Raw genomic sequence first — 26,295 nt, 5'->3', positions numbered from 1 at the left:
GCGGGCATTCACTGTAGGGAATGACGGCTGTTGTTTGGGTATATGGGTTATCTGAAAGGATAAACATCGGAGCATAGTGGAAGAACAATTGAAAAAATGACGGTCGTTGATACATAAAAAGCCACACTCCATCACAACAATGAAACATTCACTAAATTAATATGTTACTTATTAACAATCTCACATAACATTTGTAAGTTGTTATTTGTTAATAAAAATAGAGTGACAACCTAATTATTCTGAATTAGGATAATTGCTATTAGTCGGGGGGCGTTAAGCTGAGATCACCATCATGGTGGGACCCGTTGAACCTGAACCAGTTAGCACTGGCGGAGGGTGTTTGATTATTTTCAACAAAAACACGAATACAAAAAATTAACAATAAGAATCATAATGTTACATCAACAAAAAAGCATTAAATAACTTACGTCTTAAGCCTATTTACTACCCCATTTGTGTCCCATTTCACATTCTCTGCCCCATTTCATACCCCATTCTAGCCTCGATTATTTATTAAAATTCAGAGCTGATTACCCCCTCATTTACTCTCAAAACTAGACCTCAAAAAAATCTTATTTTCTACTTATCCATGCTATAAATTTCACCATTCATAACATACAAAAAATCAAATCTACTACTTTTAGCCAATAAAAAAGGCGTACCGAAGTACACCTTTAATGCGCTAATATTTAACAGCTATATATATTGATTACCAAAGATTCTTAATCTGAGCTAAATGATTAGGCAAATCTTGTGGTTTTTCACAACAAACTTGTTCCATTACTTGCTGAAGCTGTTTCTTAAGCATATTCATCGCATGGTGACCACCATTTTGGCCTAATGCACCAACACTATACATAAAACTCCTTCCCATAAATGTAAAGTCCATTCCTGCAGCTAAAGTACATGCGATATCAGAGCCCTCTCGAATTCCACTATCCATCATGATCGTAGTTTGACCTTTACATGCATTAAGAATTTCAATACCTTTATTTATGGTTGATGGGCCAGCATCTAACTGCCGTCCACCATGATTAGACACAATGATCCCGTCTAACCCTATCTCAATAGCTTTTTTTGCATCTTCAACAGTAGATAAACCTTTTAAGACTAAATTACCATCCCATTTATCACGTAGCTTTTGTACTTTTTCTTCGCTTAAGCGACCGTTAAAGGTTTTATCCATAAATAGGGCTAAATGATGCATATCCATTGAACCTGACATATATTTGGTTAACGTTTTAAACTCAGGTTTTCCTTTAATTAAAGTCTCAAGCGCCCATTCAGGAGAAAGCATAATTTGCAGCATATTTTCTGCTGTCATTTTTGGTGGCATTGCCAAACCATTTCTTATTTCTTTAGGACGGTAAGCAAATGTGGGGACGTCTGATAATAATACTAACGTTTTAACCCCAGCAGCTTTACAACGTGCAAGTAGATCATCTGTAATGGCGTCATCTACTGGGTGATATAGTTGAAACCACATTTTACCTTCAGTTATCTCAGCAATTGTTTCAATTGATGCTGTTGACACCGTACTCAGGACAAATGGGACATTATGCTCAAAAGCCGATTTTGCCAAAATTTCCGGTGAACCTGGCCAAATAAGCCCTTGTAAGCCAACAGGGCTTACTCCAAACGGTGCATCATAAGTTTCTCCAAACAATGTTGTTTTTAATGAAACGTCCTTATAATCCCTTAAGTAATAAGGAATCAATTCTAGTTTTCGAATATCGTCAGTATTACGCCTTAAACCAATCTCATTGTTACAACCGCCATCAACATATTCAAAAGCAAACTTTGGTAAACGTGATTTTGCTTTTTTTCTTAGTAATTCAATTGATGGGTATGTCGTATTAAAATAATCGTTCATGATACTTCCTTAACTCTATTTATTATTTTTATATTCATAGATGGTGTTTACTTATCAAATAAACACCAAAATTTATTACTCACGAACTCACCATTAATGCATCTGTAATATGAAAACCATAAATCATAATTAGCCCTATAATCCCAGTAGCGATTAGATAATAAAAAGTAGGAATAATTGTTTTACGCAAAACAGCACCTTCTCGACCTAATAGACCAACAGTAGCGGATGCTGCTACAACATTATGTATGGCTATCATGTTACCTGCGGCTGCACCAACAGCTTGTAGTGATACCATAGCAGCCGTTGAGACAGATAATGTTCGTGCAACTTCAAACTGAAACTGACTAAACATCATATTTGACACTGTATTTGAGCCAGCAATAAAAGCGCCCAAAGCACCAATTCCAGCACTCAATGCAGGAAACCCTTTACCCACAAGACCAGAGACAAAATTAGCAGTCATTACTGGCATACTGGCTAAATCAGCCCCATTAACTCCTGAATTAATAAAAATTCTTACCATAGGAATAGTAAAAATAAGTACGAAGCCAGCTCCCATAAGAGTCTTACTTGACTCACCGAATGCATTGATCATTGGTTTAATGCTTCCTGTTTGAATCAGTGTTGCGATCAAGGCAGAAAACACCAGAATACCACCAGGGAGATAAAGAGGATTTATAGCAGCGCTAACTCCAGTCTCTCCGAGAATATTGGAAAAAGATAAATTAACACTAATTAACAAAGCCTTAAAGTCAACATTGACACGACTAATAACCAATATAACGGCTAATAATACATAAGGACTCCATGCCAGCACTAAATCCATCGGTTTGTTATTTTGTTTAAGATCCATTTTTAATGAGCCTAACCATTCAACAGGCCAACAATCTTCCTTGTCGAAATCCCATACTTTTTTTGGAACCAAAAAGCCTTTTTTGGCTGCAGACACTACAATCGCTAAACTGACTAGACCGCCAATAAGAGATGGAAATTCTGCACCAAGAAATACACCAGTTAATGCATAAGGAATGGTAAAAGCTAATCCTGCAAAAATAGCAAAAGGTAATATATCTAAACCTTCACTCCAGCTTCGTTTTTTACCAAAAAATCGAGTCAACATTACAGCCATAAAAATAGGAATAAAAGTACCAACAACAGCATGAATAAGTGCAACATTAGTGATTATTTGTTGAAGATAAAAATCCCACGTAGATCCATATGCAAGAAGATCTCCCGTAATATTATGAGTATCAAGTCCCTTACTAACACCGACAATAATAGGTGTTCCTACAGCTCCGAATGATACAGGTGTTGATTGAATCATCATTCCCATTAATACAGCAGCCATCGCAGGAAATCCTATTGCCACCAATAAAGGCGCAGCAATTGCAGCAGGAGTACCAAATCCTGATGCGCCTTCAATAAAAGAACCAAAACACCACGCAATAATTATTGCTTGTACTCGCCTATCCGGCGATATACCTGTAAAACCATTCCGTATCGCGCTTATTGCTCCAGTATGCTTTAAAGTGTTTAATAAAAAAATGGCACCGAAGATAATCCACAATACAGAAACGGTAATAACTAACCCTTGTAACGATGAGGCAAAAATACGAGTAGCAGACATATCCCACCCTAAAAGCGCGATAATAACTGTCGAAAAAAAAGCAACTGGCATTGCCTTCGTTGCTGGCCAATTAAGAGCCAGCAAAAGAACGCCAGCAATAGCTATAGGAGTGAATGCGATTAACGCATATATAGTTTGATTCATTATTATTATCCTTTAATTTCACGCTTAATTTAGCTTTTAGAAACATATAATTAAGATCACAACATTGCTTGTGTTACTTTTATTACTTGTTCCTATTAGCTAATTATTTTGCCGCTCACTTACATGTGAACCTTTTGTTACGCCAACGTTACGGTACTCCTTTCTTTTTTTATGATATAGAGACATAATGAAAATTATTTTTTCCAAAAAAGCATAAATCATGACAAAAGCTGATGATTTAATTTTATTTGCTCAAGTGGTTGAACTCGGTTCCTTTAGCCAAGCCGCTGAAAAAAACTCACTTACAAATTCGGTAGTTAGCAAAAGAATCGCACGACTTGAAAAAGAACTCGGAGTGCAACTCATCTATAGAACAACGAGAAAATTAACCTTGAGTGAGGCGGGGAAAAAATTATACAAAGGAGCAACTAATGTTCAACAAGCTACAATAGAGGCAATTAGCACCTTATCAGGATTTGCAGATAGCATTACAGGTCATATTAAAATGTCCGTACCGACGATTTCAGGTGATCTTCTATTAGCTGATGCCGTAGCTGAATTTTGCACACTACATCCAGGTATAACGATCGATATATCACTTGAAAACTTATTCGTTGATATTATCGAGGATAATTATGATCTTGTTATTCGTACTGGTCGCTTAGAAGATTCAAGCCTAATTGCTCGCCATATTATTGAATCACAATGGGTTATTTGTGCGACTCCTGATTACATTAAACGTAATGGCCAACCTGTAGAACCTGAAAATCTACTTGAACATAACTGCTTACAGTATGCCTATCAAACGACAGGAGCGAGCGAATGGGAGTTTAAAGGTGAAAATGGTACTTATATCATTAAGATTAAAGGTAATTTCACGACAGACAATGCTGCGGCTTTAAGAAAGGCAGCACTCGGTGGATATGGTGTTGCCTACGTACCTCGCTGCTTAGTCTATCTCGATTTAATGAAAGGAGATTTAATTGATCTCATGCCGAATCGAGTCGCAAAAAAACTAGGGGTTTACGCTATTTATCCTTTTACTCGCCACCCATCAAAAAAAATACGTCTATTGATAGAACATATACGTCAACGTTATTTATCGATGAGTGAATACTTTTAAAATAGCTTTTATTTAACAAGCATTGAACGAGTATGATATTGAAGATTAAACCGATCTATTACTGTCTTCATCTGACGCTCAATGTTCTTCAACCGTAAATCTTTATCTTTTGATGGGATATTAATAGAATAAATAGCATTACGACGTTTGCGTAACACTTTAAGCTGTGTTTCAGTTACCTTCAGCATTGGAAGTAATCGCAGTTTTTTACCATAACTATCTAAGAAATCTTTACGCTTAGCACCAAACGTTACCTGTAATTCTGCTTTTATCTGCAGTAATTCATCGCGGCGTTCATAGAACTTACTTTGATCAGCATATGGCATTACTCGACCGGATATACGACTTAAAAAAGCAACCTGACTATCTTCGACGTTATCACCGGCTACTTTATCAACTAAGCCGGTAACCTTTACATCAGCAAACCGTAATGCTGCACCCCCCATGTAACCAACAATATACTGCATGGCATCAGGACTAACATCTAATGCTCCAGATCTATACTCACTACCACCAGAGACTTGATTAAGCCATTTCGCGAGATCTTTATAATGATCTGCGGTACCTCGTTTACTCATTGAACTACTAGGCAGCGGTGTACCAAATGGCATGTTCTCTTTATAAACCTGACCACCAAAGAAATTCTCATTCAATGCAAGCTCAATAAAAGGCTTTCCTATCGTTGGTGATGCATTTTTGAGTATCGTTCCAGATACGGTCTTAGATTCGCTCATGCCAATAGGTGAAAAAGCACTGAGTGTCGCTAATACTAAATTACCTACAGCCTTCATCGGGCTTACACTGTCACTATTAATTGCAGACTCAACATTCGTACCTAAAACAGAAAAGATGTTGTAACCATAAGGCATAGGGATTGACCAATATGACCCATCTTGCTTGCCACCGACTAATGATTTCATAATCACAAAGTTACGCTCTTTAACGTAATCAGGCACTTTGTCATACCAATTCTCACCATCATCATCGTCACCTGCTACATTTCTGTTAGCAAAAGACAAAGCAAATGAACCAGCAACAATACCAACAGCTACCTTCTGTGCCTTGTTCATGTTTTGCCACTTCAACTTACCATCACCATTTAAACTCACCATCGTGCGCACAAAGTTTGCAGAACCTTGAATGGAGGCATTAGCAAACATATACATTGCATTTAAGGTGGTGCCTACTTCACCTCGACGGTTAAAGTTGACAGTCATGTTCTTCGCTAATGATGCTGACTTTTTACGACTAATCCCTGCCTTACGCGCATTCACATAAGCGGATAACCGAACTGCATTTTCAATAGCACCATTGGTATTCTCAATAAAACCAGTGACAGCATCAAAAGCTTTATATGCCTTACCTTTTGTTGAGCCACTTGCCATAGCAACCATACGTTCGATATCTTTCGCTTGGCCATCGACGTCCTTCATGTCAAACCAACCCGTTTTACCGCCATCTTCCATAAACTCATTAAAGTAATTCTGCCATTCACGGCCCTTCGAGCTTTTAGAGATCTTATTATTCAATGAGGCATATACCGCAGGCATCGCATTTTTAATATCGACTATCACTTGCTTAGCAATGTTCTTACCTTTGATCTTACCGTCATCGCGGGTTTGCTCTGCCGATAGATTTAGAAATGCCGTTTGAATATCGCGCGCAAAGTTCCCCACGACAAACTCAGGGTTATAACTGGTATTAACAGAAGCAAGAAATCGATTAAATGTAGCCATAAATCGAATAATGCCATTACTGTTATCAGGCCCGATATTCTTCATCGCTTTCATTAACCGCTGATCATGAAGTTTGATATAGTAAATCTTGCCATCTTTTTTGGTAGGAAAATAATAATCCGGCATCATAGCCATAGGTATTGGACGGTCATCAACCACCTTTTCCTTTTTGCCGGTATCTGGGTTTTTACGCTCAATAATTTGCGAAGATGTATCTGGCTTATCACTAGTAAACACCTCCCAATAATCTACCGACGGGTTATCTTGAACCAACTTAAGCAGCGTATTACCCACTTCATTTTTACGTGCCCGTACAAGTTTCTCTGTTAAATCTAAAATGGCATGACTACTTGGAGATTCAGCCATCGATTTACGCCCCATGGCATTTTTAGCTTCTTTACCACCAATACTAAAACCTTTACCAGTACGTGGTAATGATGACTCATCCTTGGCTATTCCTTTTAAAGGTACGTAGTGTTTGTAATGAGATTGCCAGGTATCAATCACCTCATCGGACTCTAAGCCACTATCACGTAACACATCACGTTGACGCGCTATCATCGCATCCACAATATGTGCTAACTCATCATATTGTTTTTGCTTACCACTACGTCTAATTTCATTCAGTTTACTTTGGGCATCTGCATTCTTCATCCCTGAGCCGCCATCAGGAAACTTAGCGTTAATTGATGCAATGTGATCATTACGTTCTTGGGCATGACGCGCTATCAAATATTCATCAAGCTTTGTCTGGCTAATATCATATTGAGCCATTTTATCGGCCAATGGCTTAACAAACGTCTCTTTCATCAGCCGTAAATCATTTTCAGCCTTCCCATGAAAGAGTTCTTCTGCAAGGTAAGCATCATTATCTTCATTAATACTACCGCCAGCCTCACCAATATTACGTTGTAACTCTTTAAGAACTTGGAACTTATCAGCTAATTTACGCGCTATGGTTGATTTAAGGTTTTCAGATGGAATATCAAAACCACCAGCAGTAACATCAGAAGCAGGGCCATTTATGCGTGTACGTGCTTTTTCTACTGCATCTAGAAATGCTGATGATGGTTGATTATTCTTGGAAGAAGTACGACTAAACTTCGTTCGTGATAAGTGACCATGACCACTATTACTCGGTGGTGAGCTATCAGGGCCCCATTCTTTTACTGACTTAATGCGGTCTGTTAGTGTTTGAACAATATTATGTAATTCAGCTTTAGTGATATCAGAAGGTGACATTAAGCCGACTTTGCGTAGCGCCCTCGCGATTGCAGCAACTATACGGTCATACCATTGTTGAAACGTATTGCGTTCTTTCTCTGCAACGTGCGCCAGCACCTCTTCAACAAAGTTATTTAAATTATCCCGGCTATAGCTTTTTTCTAACTCAGTAATCATGGCTTTTAAGTGCTTAGAACCTAACCCTGAATATATTGTTTTGAGGATACGGCCATATTCAGTATCACCAACAACCGCTCGCAATCCATGATGCACTAAAATTTCATGACGTAGCTTTTGACGAAGATCTTTAGTGTTTGCGATGTTATCCGCTACAACCACAACAGATGCGGTGACTTCATCATAAAACGCATTCACCTTATAATCGTTAAATGACGCACCTAATATCTGCTCAGCTTCTATTTGAGTTTGTACTACCTTAACGGAAACACCCGCACCGCCGTTGTACTGACGTAACCATGATTTTACGGCCAGCTCAGCCTGTTTTAATGGCATACCTTGAGGCTGAACATTGGTATCAGTTATTGCCTGCTGTGAGTACAACATGACACGGCCATCATCAAACTCATGCTCTTCAATGGTATTAAATAGATGGTCAAAAGAAGAACGAATAACATGTGATTCTGACTTATTTGGATAAGGATAGCTGTTCGTTAAACTACTATTTTCTTTCGCATCGCTTTCCCAAGCATCTTCACTGACAATATTGGCAAGAAAGTCATTACGCGCACTTTGATCAGCCAGTTTAGCAATCAGATATGATTCAAAAGACCGAGCACTCATTTCTATTGCCGTTGACCAATAATCTTTACTGCGTGTTTTATCTAATTGTTGTGACCGTTTTGATAAATCCCCTTGGTTAATTGCATCCATTACACCTTTAAAAGCATGTCGCATCTGCGCACGCACAAGTAAATCATGACGTTCACGGTATGATGGTGATGTCATCATCGCTTCACTTGGACTACCTTTAGCGTTTGTATCTAATTTACCAAAGTAATTATCTAATGCATGCCACCATTCATGGCCAAGTGATCCTGCGCCTCTTTTTTTAGTTAAGTTAATAACAACTTTACTAGATTCATAATGCGCTTTTGCGGCATCACGACCACCATTCCCTCGCGCACCAAATGCTAATCCTAATTCACCATTTAATGAAATAGCTTTAGGTGAAATACCCAGTACTGCCGTCATATCCATCAAGGCATCATAAGCTTCATTGATCATCATTTGCCGTTGCTTTTGATCAACCCAATTGCCAAACTCTACCCCGCGAAAACCAAATGCTGTTGAAAAATCATCTGCAGTAACATCACCGCCTTGTCGTATATCGTCACCTAAGCGCGATTGGTTTTCATCGTTACGCGATGCCGGTACATTTTTTTCTTTAGCTAACTTTTCAGCTAGTCGTTGATTGTCGTCATTTAATATTCGACGCGCTTCACTCAAAGAATCTAATGGCCCCTCTAAATCAACATGAGTTCGACCGACCTTCTTACCGATAAAATAACCTTTTTCACTGCGCTTAGTATAAATATCAAATGAAACGTCTTTGGGTTGAACCTTATTTTGTTCTATTAATTCAGCATATTGCTGTTTGAATTTATCAATAGCTTGTTTCTGATTATCTCCAAAGGCAATTGTACGAGGCCAATGACGATTACCACCGCCAGATGCACGCTCAACAGTCCAAATAACCTTTGGTGGATTAAATTCTTTACCTTGATATAAGCTGTACTCACCTTGTGTTAAAGATAAGTTGGATAAACTATTTGCATGTCCAACAGCATCATAAAGTGCAGCTCGACCAGCAATTTTATGTCCTTCTCGATTGGTTGATTGCTTGATCATGGCATGGGCTTGTTCTGCTGAAAGTGTTCCATCCATCAGCTTCATACCTACATCTCGTAGGGCATGAACACTTTGAGACCATCGCGCCACCTTATACTGACTACGAGGTTTCACTCTGATGCTATCTCTCATCGATCTAAACAAACTTAAGACTTCAGATGACACTCCTTGGCTTAGCATCGCTTCGTAGTTAGGATGTGGCCATACTTTAGACAGCGGCAATGTTTGAATATCACTTACACTATCGCCTTTGACTGAATCGCTATAAGACTGCCAAAGATCCTTTTTTGCTCCTCCTATTTTTTCGCCTACATCTTGAATATCAGAAGTAGTAGCATCGTTATTTTCAACAACAGACTGCTGCTCTTTCGTATCAGGTACCAAAGTATTGATAGACGTTATTTTTGATTCTGGCTCTCGAGTGTCGACGATATCTTTATTGTCGATTCTATCTCTTGTTGTTTCTGATTCGCTTGGTGAAGTCGTTTCCCTTTCGCTAACCCGTTCTTCAATGCTTGCAGGATCCTTTCTTTCGGTAGTTGATTGAGCGTCTTCCATGCTGGTGAGTTTTTGTCTATCGTCATAATCTAGTTTACCTAAGTGTGAAATTAAATCTGCCGTTGTAATTTTACCCGTCTCATAACGTACTATTAATGCCTCTGTCTCAATTGGGTTAATCGTCGTTGCTTGTCTAATCGCATCATCAAGCACACTTTCAACTGTTTCGTTATATTCACTTTCAACATCAACAAAATGATTTGAGGTTACCCAGCTAGGTAAGCCAAGTTCGCTACTTGTTTTTTCAATCTGTTGTTTTCGCTTAGCAATCCTAACTTCACGACGGCTATCACGTTCAGCATGACGAGACTCAATACCTCCTGCTTGTTCAATACGCCCAGTTTCAATAACATCCATTGCCTCATTGACTATTTCAGCCTGTCGGTCACCTAAACGAGTACCTTGTAATGCCTTACTTATTGCCGTTTGAACCCGCTCAGAACCGTATTCACGCACCAAGTCATGTAAAGCAGAACCTTGGTCGGTTTCCGTAAGCGCGTCAGACTGATGACTAAAATGACGTTCGCTGTTATTCACCTCACCATCAACTAAATCAAGCACAGCATTAGCATCTAACTTGCTACCATCTCGTGCTCGGTAACCATGCTCATTAAGTACTTCAGCTAACTCATCAAAAGTACGCCCCTTTGTAGCAGGGAAAAGCTTATTACGTTTAAAAGCAGCAGGATCAATACCATCTGCTTGTGCTAACTCTCTGTTCACACCGCCTAATTTGGTGATTGCATCAGAGATTGAATCAACCTGTACATTGATACTTTTACTATTACCTAATGATGTTGCTTCATCAGCAATAGACACTAATCGGCTACGATATTCAGGGCGAGTAAAACGACCAGAACCTTTTAGTGGCTGTAAAGCTAACGGGATTTTTGCATTACGCCGATTAGCTAGATACTTTAATTGACGTAATTTATTCTTAGGTATTCCTCCCTCAAATTGAGGTTCTCCAACCTGCTTGTCATAAATAGTTGGATCTTGTGTTACTCGTTTATCATGACCATAGATAACGTCAGGCCGTGAATCTGAAACCACTACGTCAGTATTTGTCGTTTCAGGTAAAGGCTCATCAGCACTGATGACTGTTTCATTTTGCTTTACCGGTTGACGTAAATAAGCAGGGATATCTAAATCGTTTTGTGTCTCTGTTTCATTAAATATGCTTGTGGCCAACTCTGGATTTACATCAGAACTAGTATCATCTTCTAGTACAGCTTCCACTCCATTATCAATTTCTAGCTCTGGTGCTGTTTCATTGATATTCGTTTCTTGCTGACGATGTTGAGCCGGTGTATTTTCAAAATCATTGGGATAAGTGTTTGTAGGATTATCTGGTGCTAAATTATCAGTTGCAGATACATCGATAGCATTAGTATCTATTGGCATTTCAGGTACCGGCTCATCAGATATCGACTCTATTTGAGATTTACCTCGTAAGCCACCAATCGAGCCCATACCTCCACCCATTGCAGCTCCCATCAAACCACCACTCACAGCAGCTTCTGCAACTCCTTGATTTGGATCAATATTCGTCCCTTGATATTCATTGGAAACATCGTTACTGACTCGTTGCTGTGTTCCTTCTTGAACAGCCTCCATTGGCGCTTCTCGAAGAATACCTTCCGCAGTTCCACCTAAAGCTCCACGCAAACCACCAGTACTATGTTTAAAACCTTTAAGTACAGCGTTGGCTAAAGGCACATCACCAAGCATTGTTGCTGCAGCACTGGCAGCAACATTACGTGGGTCTGTCATTGTGGCGCGAGATGCCTGGTTACTGACGGTTTCTTTAGCTAGGTCAAACTTCTCACCATCTGACAAATGAGCATATTTAGGATCGCTATCAATCTCAATAAAAGCGTCTTGATAATGCTGAGATTTCATTAACTGACTATGATCAGCATCAATGACACCACGACGTGCATCTACACTCTGAGATCCTAAATCTGTGCTCATTCCAACACCTACGGCAGGCGCTTTCATTAACAGACTAAGAGCAAGAGGCGCCGCTTTAGCTGCTAACGTTGCATTAGCCCCTGAGCGCATCATCGCATTAGTGATATTAGGTAATAATGCCGTTGTCGATGTACCACCAGTAGCGAGGGCACTTGCTAGTGTCGGGATCATGTACCCCATAGATTTGCTGAACTGTAGCCCCCATACAACAGGATCCGTTGATACTTTCCAATTATCACCTTCTTTCCATGCGAGTGATTCATGTAACGCTGCTTTAGCGTCATCACTTAAACTGTCTTCTACTGTTTTTGCCGCTGAACCGAACGTGTCCTTTATATAGGGTGTTGTTGCCATTGCCGCTCTAACTAATGGTATATTTTGCACCGCAGAGGCAACACTAGACATCATTCCATCATCAGCGTTTGCTTTATCATTTAAAACTTTCAACGCTTGATCTTGTGTTTCAGAGGCCCCTTCTAATGAACGCAATCCCCCACTAACAAAAGCTTTAGCGCCATCAAATAAACTCACCTCATGGTTTTTAACTTCACGAGGCTGAAAATTGGCTAACGAAAAACCTTCTGGCAAATCATATTGACCACCAGTATTCGTCATATCCGTTTGCGCTTGAACCGTTGCTTCAGGATCAATGTCACCACCTAATAATCTTTCGCTCATGTAAACCTCATAAAAATGGCATAAAAAAACCACCGCGCCTTTCGGTGCAGTGGTTTAGGTGTAGTTTTCCATAATGTAATCAGTATGCGCTAAGTTTTGACTAGCAACGAGACACAGTCATTAATGATGAATTAATTGCAGCTTACTGAGTCCCTTACCTGTAACTAATGTTGTGACTGATTTTTGTAGTCCCTGAGTTGGATGACTCCAATCACTAATTTTAACATCGAGCAAGCCCTGTTCAATTTTTGCTTGATATGGCTCATTATGTCGAGAGATCCAATGCTGCTGGCGTAAAAAAGCAAACAAACGACGCTGCCCAGTCCCCAAGATTTTTGCAGCTTGAGCCACACTGATAGCATCAGGCGCAATAGATACTTTTTCAGCAAAGGCAACTTTAGGTGCATCGGCTTCAATACGTAATTCGAGCCCTTTGTTTTCTTGTTGTAACCTTAATCGTTCTTCTTCTGATTGCATTGCTAACTTAAGAATATCCATTCTGGATAAATCACCAACACTTACTTGACGATTATTGAGTTCATTACGCATATCGAAGAACGCTTTCACTAACGTCTTTTTGAATTTCTTTACAGCTTCACTATTTCGCATATAAGTGATGAGTAGTGTTGCATGCTGCTCATTTAAAATAGCGTATTCAGCATTTCCGCCACCGTGCTGACCAATCAATCTTGGTAGCATTTCAAATGCGACCAAGTCGAACTCATTAAAATCATTAATATTTTTTCGAATTAGTTGTATAACTGACTTATGCTCCATACTTACATGCTCTGCAATAATCATTGAAGTAGTTACAGGGCATTGGCTTTCATTTAACGTAACGATCGTATTCATAATTAACACTCCGACGCTATTGATACAGATAATGATTTAAGCAAGATTGACAGTCCGATAATTGAATTATCATTTAGCTGTTCGTTCGATGTTGTTACAGCTAAGTATTCCAAAATGTAAGCAACTTGTTTATTACTAAATTGAGGGACTGGTTTTTCTATGGATAATTGCGCTATACTACTCATGTATTTACCCCTGTAATTTGGTTAATGCATTTAAGGCCTCAGTGTTCCAGCACTGAGGTTTTTTTGATCTATTCTTTACTAACATCCTTACAAAAAACTCCCTTCATTTCCTTTTCTAATACATGAACTAATTCAGAATTCAATGATCTCCTATTAGTAACTGCTTCTTTCTCAAACCACGATCTAAGCTCTGTTGGCATGCGAAGTGGATATGACGATTTGATCTTTTTTTTAATCATGCGACCCCTCAATGAATCATAATAAATCCACACATTTACTAACCACAAACTCGATACTAAATCATAATGATTCATTGTCAAGACTTTCACAATCACTATAATGGATTCATTATGATTCAATTTGGATTTTATATGTCACGCCCAGCCTCATATCCACTAAGAATTCCCGATATAACAAGGGATTATCTTGAAGAACAAGCAAAAGAAAATAATAGAAGTTTACAGGGTGAACTACTAACACGTATCCAAGTAACAATGGATATCGAAAGACTATATAAAAACCAAATGGGCTCATTAGATGAATTGGTTACAAGACTAAGTAAGCTACTGACCGCAGAGAAAAAACTAGATAAGAATTTTGAAGATATAACAAAATTAAAAGAACAACTAGAAGAAAAAAATGAGTTAATACAAAAACTTATTAGCACATCGCATAGTGGTTTAGAAGATAAAAAGAAAAATATCACAAGAATATCTTCCCAATTAGAAAACGTTTTAAACGAATTTCATCAACTGTTTCCTTCAGAACAGAACAAATAGCACACAATAAAAAAACCACCGCGCCTTTCGGTGCAGTGGTTTAGGTGTAGTTTTCTATAATGTAATCAGTATGCGCTAAGTTTTGGCTAGCAGGAGAGATATTGGTTTGAGTTATATTTAAAATATAATACTAACCATCAACTACTTTTTGCCAAGAAACGTTTACCTAACGTTATCCTTACATAAGTTATAATGGCAATTGTCGATATATATACAATTAATTCTGAACCACTTGGTGATGCTTTATACCCTATCAATGTTTGCAAAATCTGACCTAAAATACTCTTTTCACTAAGAATATTACCTGTATTCCAAACAGATGAAACCAGATAAGGAGCAAGATCTATTTGCTCTAAAATGCCCCAAGCAGAACTGGCTAAACCAGCAGTCACTAACGTTATTAACCATGTTGTTGACGTAAAAAAGTATTTAGTGGGAATATTAATAATACCAAAGTACAAAATAATACTGATAATAAGGCCAGCTCCAAAACCAAAAACCGCCCCCAAAATAACACTATTAACATCATGTGTTGATGCTAATATCCCACTCAAAAAGAGTACAATTTCAGATCCTTCACGTAGTACTGCTAGGCTGACAACAAAAACTAAACTGTATATAGAACCACTATTTAACAGTATTTGACTGTTTTTATCCTTTATCTTATTTGCTATCTCTTTGCCGTGCGTAGACATCCAAACCAAATGCCATGACAACATCAACACAGCCATTAATAGCACACAAAAATTAAATAAATCCTGACCAATACCATCAAATAAATTAGTCAACGAATTAATTGATAGAGCAACTAACACTGAGCCAATGATCCCTAGAAAAATACCCATCAATATTAATGGTACTCTTTTAGGTATTCCCTGAGTCACACCGAGAACAATAGAAACAATTAAGCTCGCTTCTAAAAGTTCTCTGAAAACGATAATTGCAGCACCATAATTCATCGAACGTTATTTCACTTCTATCATGCCGTACATATCGTCTTCATGATATTCACCAACAAATTTATATTTACCTGGTTTCATCGGCTTAATGTAAACAAACCCTTCTGAATTTGCTGGGATAACTTTTTCAATATTCAGAGCATGGCTTTCAAACTCTTCAGCGTTATTATCTTGATTTTTTATCACTAATTTAACTTTGTGGTTTGCTGGAATAACTAAATTAGCAGGATGAAACTGGTGATTTTTCATAACAATTTCAACAGTTTCTGTATGGGCAAACGAACTTGAAGAAGCAAGTAGTAATACAGAAGTTAAAACACTTTTATGTAATATATTCATAAATCTCTCATTTAATTTGTACATGGAATATTTTGCAGTGATAATAATTACCATTTACATTCCCGTAAAGAATATAAATCAGTTGCAAACAATTCTCATTCATAATCGTGAGGTATATCTCCTTCTTGATGTATTTATCAATCAAATACTAACTATATGATAATCAATCTATTGCATTAGAATTAAGTAAATTTACTCCATACTTTTGTAATACCTCAACCGCAATGATTCCGCATCAGTGGCAAACTGTTCTTTCTTTTTATTATTTATTAACGAGGTATACGCTGCATCAAGCACTTCTGGTGTAGCCTTTGATAGATCTTCGCCACGTTTAGCTAATGCATCAATAAAAGCTTGCTTGTTAGCATCTGTTGCCCATGTTTTATAAGCTGGTTGAGGTTTATCAATATCATTCTTTGGACTGTAATTACCCTGCTTATTGTAAAGTGAGTCAACTTGCCCTAATCGTGTTTTTACTTGATCATCAAGACTTTCTATTTGTTGTTTAAGTTCAGGTGTCATCATACCACCAGCGCTCTCTAATAATTTAGCTTTAGTCTTTTCACTATTGCTATAAACATCATTCACAGCTTTACGGTATTCTTTTTCAAATTCACGCGAGGTTTTACTATCTTGAGACTTAAACAACTTATTATAATATTGAGAGGACGAAGCTTTACGAGCCATGTTCATCTGCCCTGTTAAATCATTCATTGCAGATTCAAGTGGGATTACCATTACACCATCATTTTTATCGGTAGAACGGTTTTTAGTAACAGGTCGAATTCCTCCAGAACTACCATCCTCATAGAAGACTTCCATACCAAGAACTAACCCCGGCTGATCACCTTCACGATTTGGATCAATATCGGCTTGTTGAGTAACTCGAGCGAGTTTAGTTGAGGCAATAACTTTACCAGACGCATCTTTAGAGCCCACAGCTGCATTCAAATTAGGTCGATAGATGGCATCTAAATCATCAACCAAACTATCAGCACTCATTTCACCTGAGAGCACCTTAGGCATATTAGCTTCAATATTTTCAAATGATGTTAATAATTGAGGTGTATAACGACGAATATCATATGCGCCATTCTTAACATTAGGATCGTCAAAGATTGCATCGAGTTCACCCGTTTTCTGAAACTTCTGCCATCCTGCATCCAATAACACTGAATTATCACTAAGAAATTGCTGACGTTTTAGCTGTGAAGTACGCGTATTATTGTATTCAATACGGGATTTGTTTGCTTCTGCACTACGGCTTTCTATTCTATTTTGCCGTGAAAGTTGATCTTTATAGCGATGTTCATCTTTGACTTGTGCTGCCTGATAACGTTCTTCATTGGTTGAATCAAGTCGACTCTGTCGTTCAACACTGTCAGTATACCGACGTTTATTTTCAGCTCTATCCTCATCAGCTTGACGCAAACTACGTTGTCGATCCTCTTTTCTATCTTGGCGATCATAGCGTCGTTCCATTAAATCAAAACCACGTAACGCTCCATCCATAAAACCGCGAGTGTCTAAGCTCATAACGATACCTTAAAATAACTCACCAATAATAAAACCACCCACAGCCCCAATAGCAGTACCAATACCAGGCATAATTGCGGTACCAATTGCAGCCCCAGAGCCAATCGCGCCCATCGTTTGTGTTCGCTCAGCTGTTTTTAGTTGTTTATTCGTACTTTCTATCTGTTCTTCACGATTGGCAGCATTACGTAAACCAGACATTGCTTGTTTACGCGTATCACTGCCTAAAGATAAAATACTGTATGACATTACATTCCTCCTCCGACATTCATTTTTTGGCGCAACCCCATATTCGCGCCGGATAGAATTGACATTGACTGTTCTTCTCCATGAGCACGAATAGCATTCTTAGTACCTGCTATTCCCAATGCCTGTCTTGCATCACTATTTGAATCTAACTGTGGTGTTACACCAAATCGCGCCATCTTATTGGTATTCGACTGCGTCGCTGCACGTAAAGAATTTTGCATATTGCCATCAACCCGAGACAATTGTTCTGATGCCAATTGACCTGTTGATGCCTTTTCCAGTAACTCTTTTTGTTTAGGATAAAAACGCTGTTCCCAGTCGTCATACATCTGACGAGTTAAATTTGCATAGGTGTCTGCTGCAATACCCATCATTTACTCCTTAAGAAAGCATGGTGCCAAAAGGATTCATTTCATGATCATAAGTAGAACGTGATTTCATCGTCGATATACCATCCATACTGGAACCTGATGACATGCTACCTACTTCACGCAAACCTGCAGAGACTCCAGCACCGGCGACAGTACCGATTAATTGATTATTAGCAGATCCTCGGTTAAAAGCATTTTGAGCATCAGAAGATGCTTTACGCATACTTGATGTTGCAACATCCCCCATAGCCGCTAATGACTCAGATTTTTGTCCCATACCAATTGCAGTAACATCTTGCAGCCCTGCCATATGTTTATCTTGCTCTGCTGTTTGAGCACGATTAACCGTATCGGCTTGTTCTATCGCTTGTTCTGATGACATCTCAGCCATTACTTGTTGATACTTACTGCTACTTGGATCAATACCTGAAGCGGTTAATTGTTGATTGGCTGCACTGCGAGAGTCACTGAAATTTTTAGCATAGGCCAAACCTGCATCTTGTTTTGTTTTAGCCATATTCGATGAAGAGTTATAATTATCAACACGTTGAATAAAAGTATCTTCAAAGCCTTTTAAATCGTTTTTATAGATATCCCATTGTCGATTAGCAACATCTGCTGCTGATTTTTGTGCTGTTGTCTCTTCTACTTTATTTTTTCCCCCACCACCCATATCAACTCCTTATAATGGTTTGATAAAATGCATAACTCTATCGCCATTAGTTAATTGCCAATCTTGCTGTTCAAGCAAAGGAACTAAGCTTTTCACAACGGTATATAACTCTAATCCTGTTGCGCCGATTTCACGAGACAACTGCTCAATCATATTTTGATAACGTTCAATAGCATTGCCACCCCAATTAAAGGCGAACATCACATTCACTGTTACTACGCTATTTTCCGACAACGGCTGCAGTACAAAAAATCCATCCTCACCCACAAACAAAAAAGCCCCATCGCTTGATAAGGCTTGATCTATTTCATCTGAAAATTGATGATGGTTACGTTGTTCTGTCTCTCTTATGATAGGAAGTAGCTTCTCTCTGAACTTCAACCAATTTTGCTTATTGATACGCATTAAAATGTACCCAGCTATGCCTTTGTAAATAAGAAAACTGCATATTGATCAGTATGGTCATTGGCTCGTCCGCCACTATATTCAAATGTTATGGATACATTCTTTGCAACATGAACTAAATCTGACGTTAATATTCCTGTTGTCATAATATGCTCATGAGGTCCGCCATAAGTAGACGTCCCACTGACAAATTCTTGGCCATTAATCTTACATCTCGCACTTGCGCCTACACTTGATCCAGATTGCCCATTAAATTTCGATGCTCCGTATCTCACTGGAATTAATTTAACAAGAACATCAAACGGCCAACCATTAACACTCACAGACCTTCCATTTTCTACTGGCACCATTTTAACAAGATCACCAATAATCTGACTGGCAGAAAGCGTACCTCTAATCGTACAATTTTCATGAATTAGGATGTTGCGCATCTCGCCACTGGTCGCATACATATGCCCAGAGTAACTACCATTAACCGCATTAATTCCATCAGTAAAAATTTGCCCCGATGCATTAATATAAGTCTTCCAACCGTTAAATCGCCCACCAGCACCAAATCCAGCCCATCCACCAGTTACTTGTCCGCCATTAATTATCGGTGAATTAATACTAATTCCAGCTTTAACTTCATCAGCTATGATCGTTTGTGCATTCAATATCTGAATCGTGGCTTTCTCAATAAATGCTTTAGGTATAATGACGTTACCTTTATCGATAGCAAAAAGAGGCTGAGTTGAACCACCGTCAACATTAGGGTCAAAGACAATAAACTGACTCGCAGATATTGCAACTTGAGATATACCGTCACTGTCAGCAATAATACCAATGCCAGCCTTAATATCACCCGCTTGCGCTTTAGTGCTCCACATGGTTTTATAAGCAGCAGAGCCATCTTTATTGATGGTACTTATTGCAGAACTATTGGACTTAACTCCTGATTTTATTCCCTCAATGCTCTTCGTTAACCCTTGAACCAACTCAGACTCTTTCATCTGCTTACCAATATCATCAATAATATCGCTAAGATTAGAACTGGTAGAAACCTTCACTCCATCAACATCATTGTACGGCCCCGCTATATCATTGATGTTAACGAACCGACACCAGTAATAGAATGTAGAACCAGGATTAACAATATCGCCAAAGACTGTGGCAGGCGTGGTCGCAATAAGTACAGATTGCTCTAAATGCGGGGCTGAACCATCAGCATTTGGCGCAGCTCTCCACACTTCAGCGTAAGCGAATCCATTGAACGTCGGGTTTTCCCACTCCAACATAATGGCACTAAATCCGCCAAAAGCAGCAAAACCAATAGGTGAATGAGGTTTATCAACAGGCAAATTAATATCTGGTATTACCGCAGGAATGGGTTTAGGAATAGCCGCTCCATTACTATTTCTAGTAATATTGATTAAACCTAAGCTAGCAAGCTCACGCATTGTGATAGCACGATCTAATCCATTGCCGCGCTGCCCAGTTAATAACTCAATGTTTTCTTGTATTGCAGCACTATCGCGCCCGCCACGAAAACCTGATTTACTCTTTGGAGAAACCATTACATTAACTCCTGCATAGAACTTGCCACCATCAAGCGTTCAACTTCAGCACGACCACTGACTTCAATTTGCCACGTTGTTGCACGAATAGCAGGTAACCTAAAACCGTTATGAGGTATCTCACCTTCGTTTAAAGAATATAACAACTTACCATCACCAAAAATCTTCAAAGACAATTGGTTAACCTCTGTTGATACCACACGCGCACATGACATCAATGAATCCACAGGCAATAGGAAAACTTTACTGCGCCACTGCCCTGACAAGTAGTTATCCCCCCCTTGCCAAAGACGCATTTCACTGCCTTGAACTACAACCAATTGATCTCGTTCTAAGTCTTCATAAGCACAATCCCATCGATTTGATAGCTCACGAAAATCTTGAGATACAGGATCAAAGATAAACCCACCACCACTATATAAAGCAATATACATACCTTCTGAGGCCCATGCTTTTATTGTGTGAGGTTGCTTTGTTTGCCATTGTCGCCGTGTCATCAATTGATCTGTAATCGTTATTGCGCCATCAGAACCAATGGCAACCAGCCCATCAGGAGATGCATAAATTACTGTTCCATTAACGACAACCATTGATTCATTACTGACGCAGGCTTGTTCACTGCCTATTTTAGTGCCATTAATCGCACCTGGTGTAACACCACTAAAGATATAGGGATACCCTTTAGTCACGACAACTAAACTCGTACCAATAGCAGTAATACCTACTATCTGATGCTCTGTTGTCCCTCTATATTGTTTAGGCCATGCATAAGGTAAGAAAGCTTCTGAGAACATCACTTCATTACCTGCAAAGCCGGCACAGATTCCATTGGCCATAACGCAAAGGCCACGCATATTTTCATCAGGAACATCGTACTGCCACGTTTCTAAAATAGGCGCATTAAGCGTTGCAGTACTATCAATATATTCAGCTTGTGCAACCGGGAGCTCAGCAACAAGCATATACTCAGCGCTGACACTACTTGTCACTGTCCGATATAAACGAGTATGGGTAATATTATGTGTATTAACATTAAGGCGGGCTAACCCGATATAAATAGTAGAGCCCGGCTTTTCGACTAATAGCTCAGTACTCGGTTTTGATGGTGCACCTTCTTCACCAAAACGTGTCACAAAGGTCTGGATATAATAGCGGGTTTCATCATCAAAAATAGCAACCTGTCCAGCTTCAGGATCACTGCCAGTTGAACTATCTATACGATTTATTACAGGTGCAGAGCTTGGTATTGGTACACCTAAATCATAACTTGCGGCCGGACTAACGACACCAATCGCTATATCTTGAGCTGTCACTTTAGGTTTATTTTCTCCCGTAAAGTACACACGCTGCCATTCATCTTGTGCCATTGGGTTATGAATAGCTTCAATGGGCTTATTCCATAGAAACCAGTGTTCGTCGGTATATTTAAATATTGTTTTTGCAGATAGTGGTAAGGAAGCCACCACAGCGTCATTACATAGTGGACGAATAATGCCATTTTCAAAGCAACAATCTTTAGCAATAACTGCCGCTTCATTAGGTAATAGCTGAGGTTTTAATCGCGGTATTTCACCGCGCATGAGAGGAATAGTAATTAGCATCGACTACTCGCTTATTGAGTCAATAATGATGATTAAGATCAGTTAATATCATCTTGCGTATAAGTGTATTGATAGATTCGCCCCTTCTGACTAGATGAGGGTGGATAGGTTAATACTTTACGGCCTAAATTAGCTTTAATATAGCTACCATTAGAAGTATTAAATTTAAATATCAATTGATTAGCGAAAGGATTAACAACAAAGAGATAGACATCAAACCAATCTCTCGCAATATTATGTGTGTATACTTTGGTGAAGAAACGTTCATCGTGTGAAGTATGGCTATATACAACACAGGTAACGCCCGCAGGGTTGCCATTACCTGAGCGAATAATGATTCGATTATGATCACATTGATGATATGAATTAACGTAAAACCCTGAACCACCAATAATTTCTATCTCTGCTGTAGAACCATTTTGAGGGATATAAACCGTTGCAATTCTTACATACTTATCAACATTCCCATCGACAGTGATTGGTAGCGATTTTAAAAACTCATACGTCATCGCACCGGCAAATATGTTATTATATTTGTACATCATTCCATCATTATCATATCCATCGTTATGGTTGATCATTGGAATTGGATGAGTATGACCACCGCCTGATTTAGCATAAAGTTGGATTTCTGATGTTACATTACCATCATTATCTAGCCCCTCAATTGTCACCTTACCGCTAAATTGAGGTGACTCATTTGACCCAACACTGTCTATATCTTGTGCGCGAATGTAACGTGCATCAGATTCTTCTTTTGAATATGTCTCTAACCATTGTCTAATAGCACCCTGATTAGAACAAAAACGAATGTAGCTATCAGCGACATTATCGATACGAAAAGCTAATGCGCCTGAAAAAGAGGACTGATTGGTAAAACCCGAAGAAAATAAACGTGCTTGAATATCACCATTATTGTCTCGTACTGGCACACTGTTCGCATTTACTTCAATGGTATGTACTGTGTTCGGTACATGCTCTAAATCGACATCAGCCTTACTTAGCAGTACCACGCCACGCTTACCATTGATAGAAGTAACACTTTCCGTATTATCAATTTTATAATAGGCATCCATACTCGCTGAATAGACCAACGAGTCATCGATACCATATTCAATACCATTGACAGTTCCAGCCACCGTCACTTTCCAAAAACACGCCCTTTTTTCACCGTTAATATCGATTAAAGGTGATGGTGCAATACCGCTTGATAAATCAATACCACCTTGTTCTAACATAGCACCCGATAAACTTGCAGCCGCAAGCTCTGCGCGTCTAGCTGCTTCAACGGCTGTTTCTTTTGCTGTTAATGTTTGAGATAACCCTAATGAAACACTGACTGCCTTCTCTGTCGATACATTCGATTTATCCAAAGCAATAGCTGCACTTGATTGTGCAGCATCAGCACTTAGTTCTGCATTATTTGCACTTACTAAAGCATTAGCAGCTTGTTGCTTAGCAATGTTTACCTGCTGTATTGCGACATTCGCTTTTTGAGTTGCGACAGTTGCACTCTCACCAGCAACCACTGCGCTATGTTGTGCTAACTGGATATGACGAGCGGATATATCAACTTGCTCTTGGATTTGCTGTTGTGAATGTTCCACATCAGCACCACGCTCTAACACTTGTTGTTTTGTAACTAATGCATCGTTTGCAGATTGCTGAGCAGATTCTTTCGCTGTTTGTGATAACTGAGCAGATGATTGTGCCCGCTCTGCTTCTTGATAAGATCTGTCTGCTTGATTTTTTGCATCATTGACAATATCAACACGCATTACCGCTTTCGCTCGTCCAACTTCTTGAGCAACCTGTAACACACTTATTAACGCGTTATCCTCACTTTTTTTAGCGGCTAATTGGGATTGCTTTGATGCTTGTTGACTACGATTAGCATTAATAACGTGAGTCTCGATTTGTGCTTCAATCTGGACAATATCATTAAGTTTTTCATTAAAAAAACCGCGAAATAACTCAAATTGCTTTAGTACTTCTTGAGACTGGCGAACGCTTTTTATTGTTTCATCTCTATATTGTTTTGCCAGCTGCATAAAATTAAAGGTTTGTTGGCTTTTAGCTGCAGTGTTTCTTTCACTTAATACTGCCATCTCTGCGGCAAGTTTAGCCTTTTGTAAAGAGGATGTGGCGCTATCACTAAAACTTTCAGCCTTATTTTTAAACGCTAATACTTGCTGTTGAACATCATAGATATCACTTTGGATAATACGAGCAGCATCATATAACCCAAGTGTGTCTGCTTTGACTTGTTGTGAGCTACTCAAGGCTTGATTGATTTGCGTAATGCTATCAGTAACAGATTGCACTAAAACATCAATTTGTTGAGCCTTTACCTCAACCTCAGTTACCTTATTATCAATGTTTATTGTAAGCGTATGAGTAAGCTCAATATTTCGTTCAATATCACGCGCTGATAATGCTGCTCGATTTGCAGCATCAACCGTTTGTTGTACCAACTTCGGCAATACCGGTACCGTAATACCCACAAGACTATTTAATGAGCCATCAGGCGTATTATCTGTAACAACCGTTTCACCTAAATATTCAACATCGCTTTGTTTACTTGGCTGTACATATAACGAGTATGTGCCTGGTAATAATTCAAACTGATAATAACCTCGACTATCTGCTTTCATATATACAGTAGAACCAATGAATACTGAGTTCGTCGTACTGGTTGCAACTATTTGTAATAACCCATTCGCGATAGGTCTGTTTGCTAAATCACGAAGAATGCCAAAGACAATCATGCGCTACTCCATCGCTGCTTGTTTTAATGCTTGCTGCTTCACCCGATCCGTTGTGGCTTTCCCTGTTAGAGCTGTATTAAATACTTGGTAGTGTGTAGCCGCTTTCTGCGCTTCACTCGCATTTTCAGCATCTTTACTAAAAGCCCGATACAACATGAAATCAAGCAACATACCACTATAGGTAATTGCCATACGAAGCTCACCACCTTCAGTTGCTGTTAACAGCTGACTATATTGAACATCAATAACCGTTGCTTTATCAGGTGTTGGATATAACCAAAACCATGTCAGTTCATCAGCAGCTTTAGTCCAACATTTTGGCTGACCTTGACTTGTTCGCCAATCAGGATAAAAACGGTTTAACGTTTCCATCGGCGTGAACTGCCCTCGTACTGCGCCAATTTGCTCAACAGAGAACAACATATGCGCATCATCAGGCAACGCAACAGGATTACCTCTTGCTTCAATATTAGCTCGAGCAACTACAGCACTTGGCTTATAGGTGATCACTGCATTCAAAGCTTCATTAAGGTAATAAAGTAATTCTAGCTTTTGCCAACGAACAAACAACGGATCAACCAATGCTGTCGCTGCCTGTGTTAATAATGTATCGACTGAAATCATTAGAAAAACTCCCGACGACAAGCAGGATTATCTAGCTCAAGGACTGGTGTATGTTCTATTGCATAGCGGTAAGCTTGACGGATAGCCGAGATAAACTCTCGTTGATTGTATTGTGCTAAATCAGGATTGAACCAAGATGTTGTTGGCTGTAATTGCAGAAGATTCGCAGCACCGGCACAGATACCGTCTACATAATCATGAAGTAATACTTCTGGTAGCTGATCTGCATTGATAACGGGCTCGGCCATTGCGGTGATCACTACATCACTAAAATTAGCCTTAAATGTAATATCATCTCGACTGACCACGACAAAATCATATCCCACCTTTAAGGGCTGAGATTTGCTTGTAACGTTAACGATACCTGCACCTTTTAATTGTACCTTTCCTTTGATACCAACGTGATGGCTAATCATCGATACAGACTGACGTTCAAAGACGTCATCAAACTGACGAGTTTTAACCAGTATTTTGCTTTCACGGCAAAACCGTTGTGCTGCTTTAACAATGGCTATTTCCATTAATCCGGGTACAGGCACATCAACTAACATGCTTAATGTGGGCACAAAATCAGACACAGGCACCATTG

At 39.1% G+C, this 26,295-nt stretch carries 19 protein-coding genes and 1 riboswitch; of the genes, 2 read left to right on the top strand and 17 right to left on the bottom strand.

Features of this window, described 5'->3' with window-relative positions:
* Positions 1-254: 254 nt before the first annotated feature.
* A riboswitch (TPP riboswitch) is annotated at positions 255-355 on the top strand.
* Positions 356-709: 354 nt separating this feature from the next.
* Both PAND9192_RS06320 and PAND9192_RS06315 read right to left on the bottom strand, forming a co-directional pair.
* Positions 710-1,873 (bottom strand): alpha-hydroxy acid oxidase, encoded by a 1,164-nt coding sequence (locus PAND9192_RS06320; RefSeq protein ID WP_065191969.1) that lies wholly within the window; start codon positions 1,871-1,873, stop codon positions 710-712.
* 79 nt (positions 1,874-1,952) lie between these two features.
* The gene (locus tag PAND9192_RS06315) at positions 1,953-3,647 is read right to left on the bottom strand and encodes an L-lactate permease (protein WP_087853046.1); all 1,695 of its coding nucleotides are present in this window, start codon (positions 3,645-3,647) and stop codon (positions 1,953-1,955) included.
* Positions 3,648-3,867: 220 nt separating this feature from the next.
* On the opposite strand from PAND9192_RS06315, the gene PAND9192_RS06310 reads away from it, so the two are divergent.
* A complete protein-coding gene (locus tag PAND9192_RS06310; protein WP_065191967.1) occupies positions 3,868-4,770 on the top strand; it encodes a LysR family transcriptional regulator in 903 nt (300 codons plus the stop codon).
* Between the two features lie 8 nt (positions 4,771-4,778).
* On the opposite strand, the gene PAND9192_RS06305 is transcribed toward PAND9192_RS06310, so the two are convergent.
* From PAND9192_RS06305 to PAND9192_RS20950, 3 genes are all read right to left on the bottom strand, one after another.
* Entirely contained in the window at positions 4,779-12,809 is an 8,031-nt protein-coding gene (locus PAND9192_RS06305) for an LPD5 domain-containing protein (RefSeq protein WP_087853045.1), read from the bottom strand.
* 120 nt (positions 12,810-12,929) lie between these two features.
* Positions 12,930-13,661: a phage antirepressor KilAC domain-containing protein gene (locus PAND9192_RS20640; RefSeq protein WP_159458217.1), complete on the bottom strand. Its 732-nt coding sequence runs from the start codon at positions 13,659-13,661 to the stop codon at positions 12,930-12,932.
* A gap of 253 nt (positions 13,662-13,914) precedes the next feature.
* Entirely contained in the window at positions 13,915-14,046 is a 132-nt protein-coding gene (locus PAND9192_RS20950) for an Arc family DNA-binding protein (RefSeq protein ID WP_370738385.1), read from the bottom strand.
* 150 nt (positions 14,047-14,196) lie between these two features.
* Between PAND9192_RS20950 and PAND9192_RS06290 the strand changes: the two genes are divergently transcribed.
* Positions 14,197-14,625, top strand: coding sequence for an Arc family DNA-binding protein (locus PAND9192_RS06290; RefSeq protein WP_087853043.1), 429 nt, complete (start codon positions 14,197-14,199; stop codon positions 14,623-14,625).
* Positions 14,626-14,762: 137 nt separating this feature from the next.
* Here PAND9192_RS06290 and PAND9192_RS06285 read toward each other — a convergent pair whose 3' ends face one another.
* The 12 genes from PAND9192_RS06285 to PAND9192_RS06230 all read right to left on the bottom strand — a co-directional run bounded on the left by PAND9192_RS06285 (position 14,763) and on the right by PAND9192_RS06230 (position 26,293).
* Positions 14,763-15,584, bottom strand: a complete 822-nt coding sequence (locus PAND9192_RS06285) for an FTR1 family iron permease (RefSeq protein ID WP_087853042.1) — start codon at positions 15,582-15,584, stop codon at positions 14,763-14,765.
* 6 nt (positions 15,585-15,590) lie between these two features.
* Positions 15,591-15,923 carry a cupredoxin domain-containing protein gene (locus tag PAND9192_RS06280; protein WP_087853041.1) on the bottom strand — a complete coding sequence of 111 codons (333 nt, stop codon included), beginning with the start codon at positions 15,921-15,923 and terminating at the stop codon, positions 15,591-15,593.
* A gap of 192 nt (positions 15,924-16,115) precedes the next feature.
* Positions 16,116-17,459, bottom strand: coding sequence for a hypothetical protein (locus tag PAND9192_RS06275; protein ID WP_087853040.1), 1,344 nt, complete (start codon positions 17,457-17,459; stop codon positions 16,116-16,118).
* A 9-nt stretch (positions 17,460-17,468) separates the two neighbouring features.
* On the bottom strand, positions 17,469-17,708 hold the full coding sequence (locus PAND9192_RS06270) for a glycine zipper domain-containing protein (RefSeq protein WP_065191961.1): 240 nt from the start codon (positions 17,706-17,708) through the stop codon (positions 17,469-17,471).
* Positions 17,708-18,082, bottom strand: coding sequence for a hypothetical protein (locus PAND9192_RS06265; RefSeq protein WP_234998993.1), 375 nt, complete (start codon positions 18,080-18,082; stop codon positions 17,708-17,710). Before PAND9192_RS06265 ends, PAND9192_RS06270 begins: the two co-directional genes overlap by 1 nt.
* Before the next feature lie 7 nt (positions 18,083-18,089).
* A complete protein-coding gene (locus tag PAND9192_RS06260) occupies positions 18,090-18,752 on the bottom strand; it encodes a hypothetical protein (protein ID WP_087853038.1) in 663 nt (220 codons plus the stop codon).
* A gap of 9 nt (positions 18,753-18,761) precedes the next feature.
* On the bottom strand, positions 18,762-19,157 hold the full coding sequence (locus PAND9192_RS06255) for a hypothetical protein (RefSeq protein ID WP_087853037.1): 396 nt from the start codon (positions 19,155-19,157) through the stop codon (positions 18,762-18,764).
* Between the two features lie 14 nt (positions 19,158-19,171).
* Positions 19,172-20,713, bottom strand: coding sequence for a phage tail tip fiber protein (locus PAND9192_RS06250; RefSeq protein ID WP_087853036.1), 1,542 nt, complete (start codon positions 20,711-20,713; stop codon positions 19,172-19,174).
* Positions 20,713-22,314, bottom strand: coding sequence for a hypothetical protein (locus tag PAND9192_RS06245; RefSeq protein WP_087853035.1), 1,602 nt, complete (start codon positions 22,312-22,314; stop codon positions 20,713-20,715). The genes PAND9192_RS06250 and PAND9192_RS06245 overlap by 1 nt, the downstream gene beginning before the upstream one ends.
* Positions 22,315-22,352: 38 nt before the next feature.
* Positions 22,353-25,082, bottom strand: coding sequence for a coiled-coil domain-containing protein (locus tag PAND9192_RS06240; protein WP_087853034.1), 2,730 nt, complete (start codon positions 25,080-25,082; stop codon positions 22,353-22,355).
* Positions 25,083-25,085: 3 nt separating this feature from the next.
* On the bottom strand, positions 25,086-25,706 hold the full coding sequence (locus PAND9192_RS06235; RefSeq protein WP_087853033.1) for a phage adaptor protein: 621 nt from the start codon (positions 25,704-25,706) through the stop codon (positions 25,086-25,088).
* Positions 25,706-26,293, bottom strand: a complete 588-nt coding sequence (locus PAND9192_RS06230; RefSeq protein ID WP_087853032.1) for a hypothetical protein — start codon at positions 26,291-26,293, stop codon at positions 25,706-25,708. Before PAND9192_RS06230 ends, PAND9192_RS06235 begins: the two co-directional genes overlap by 1 nt.
* Positions 26,294-26,295 lie beyond the last annotated feature (2 nt).

Source organism: Photobacterium andalusiense, assembly GCF_900185625.1.
Classification (GTDB): domain Bacteria; phylum Pseudomonadota; class Gammaproteobacteria; order Enterobacterales; family Vibrionaceae; genus Photobacterium; species Photobacterium aquimaris.
This window is presented reverse-complemented; position numbering and strand designations above follow the sequence as displayed.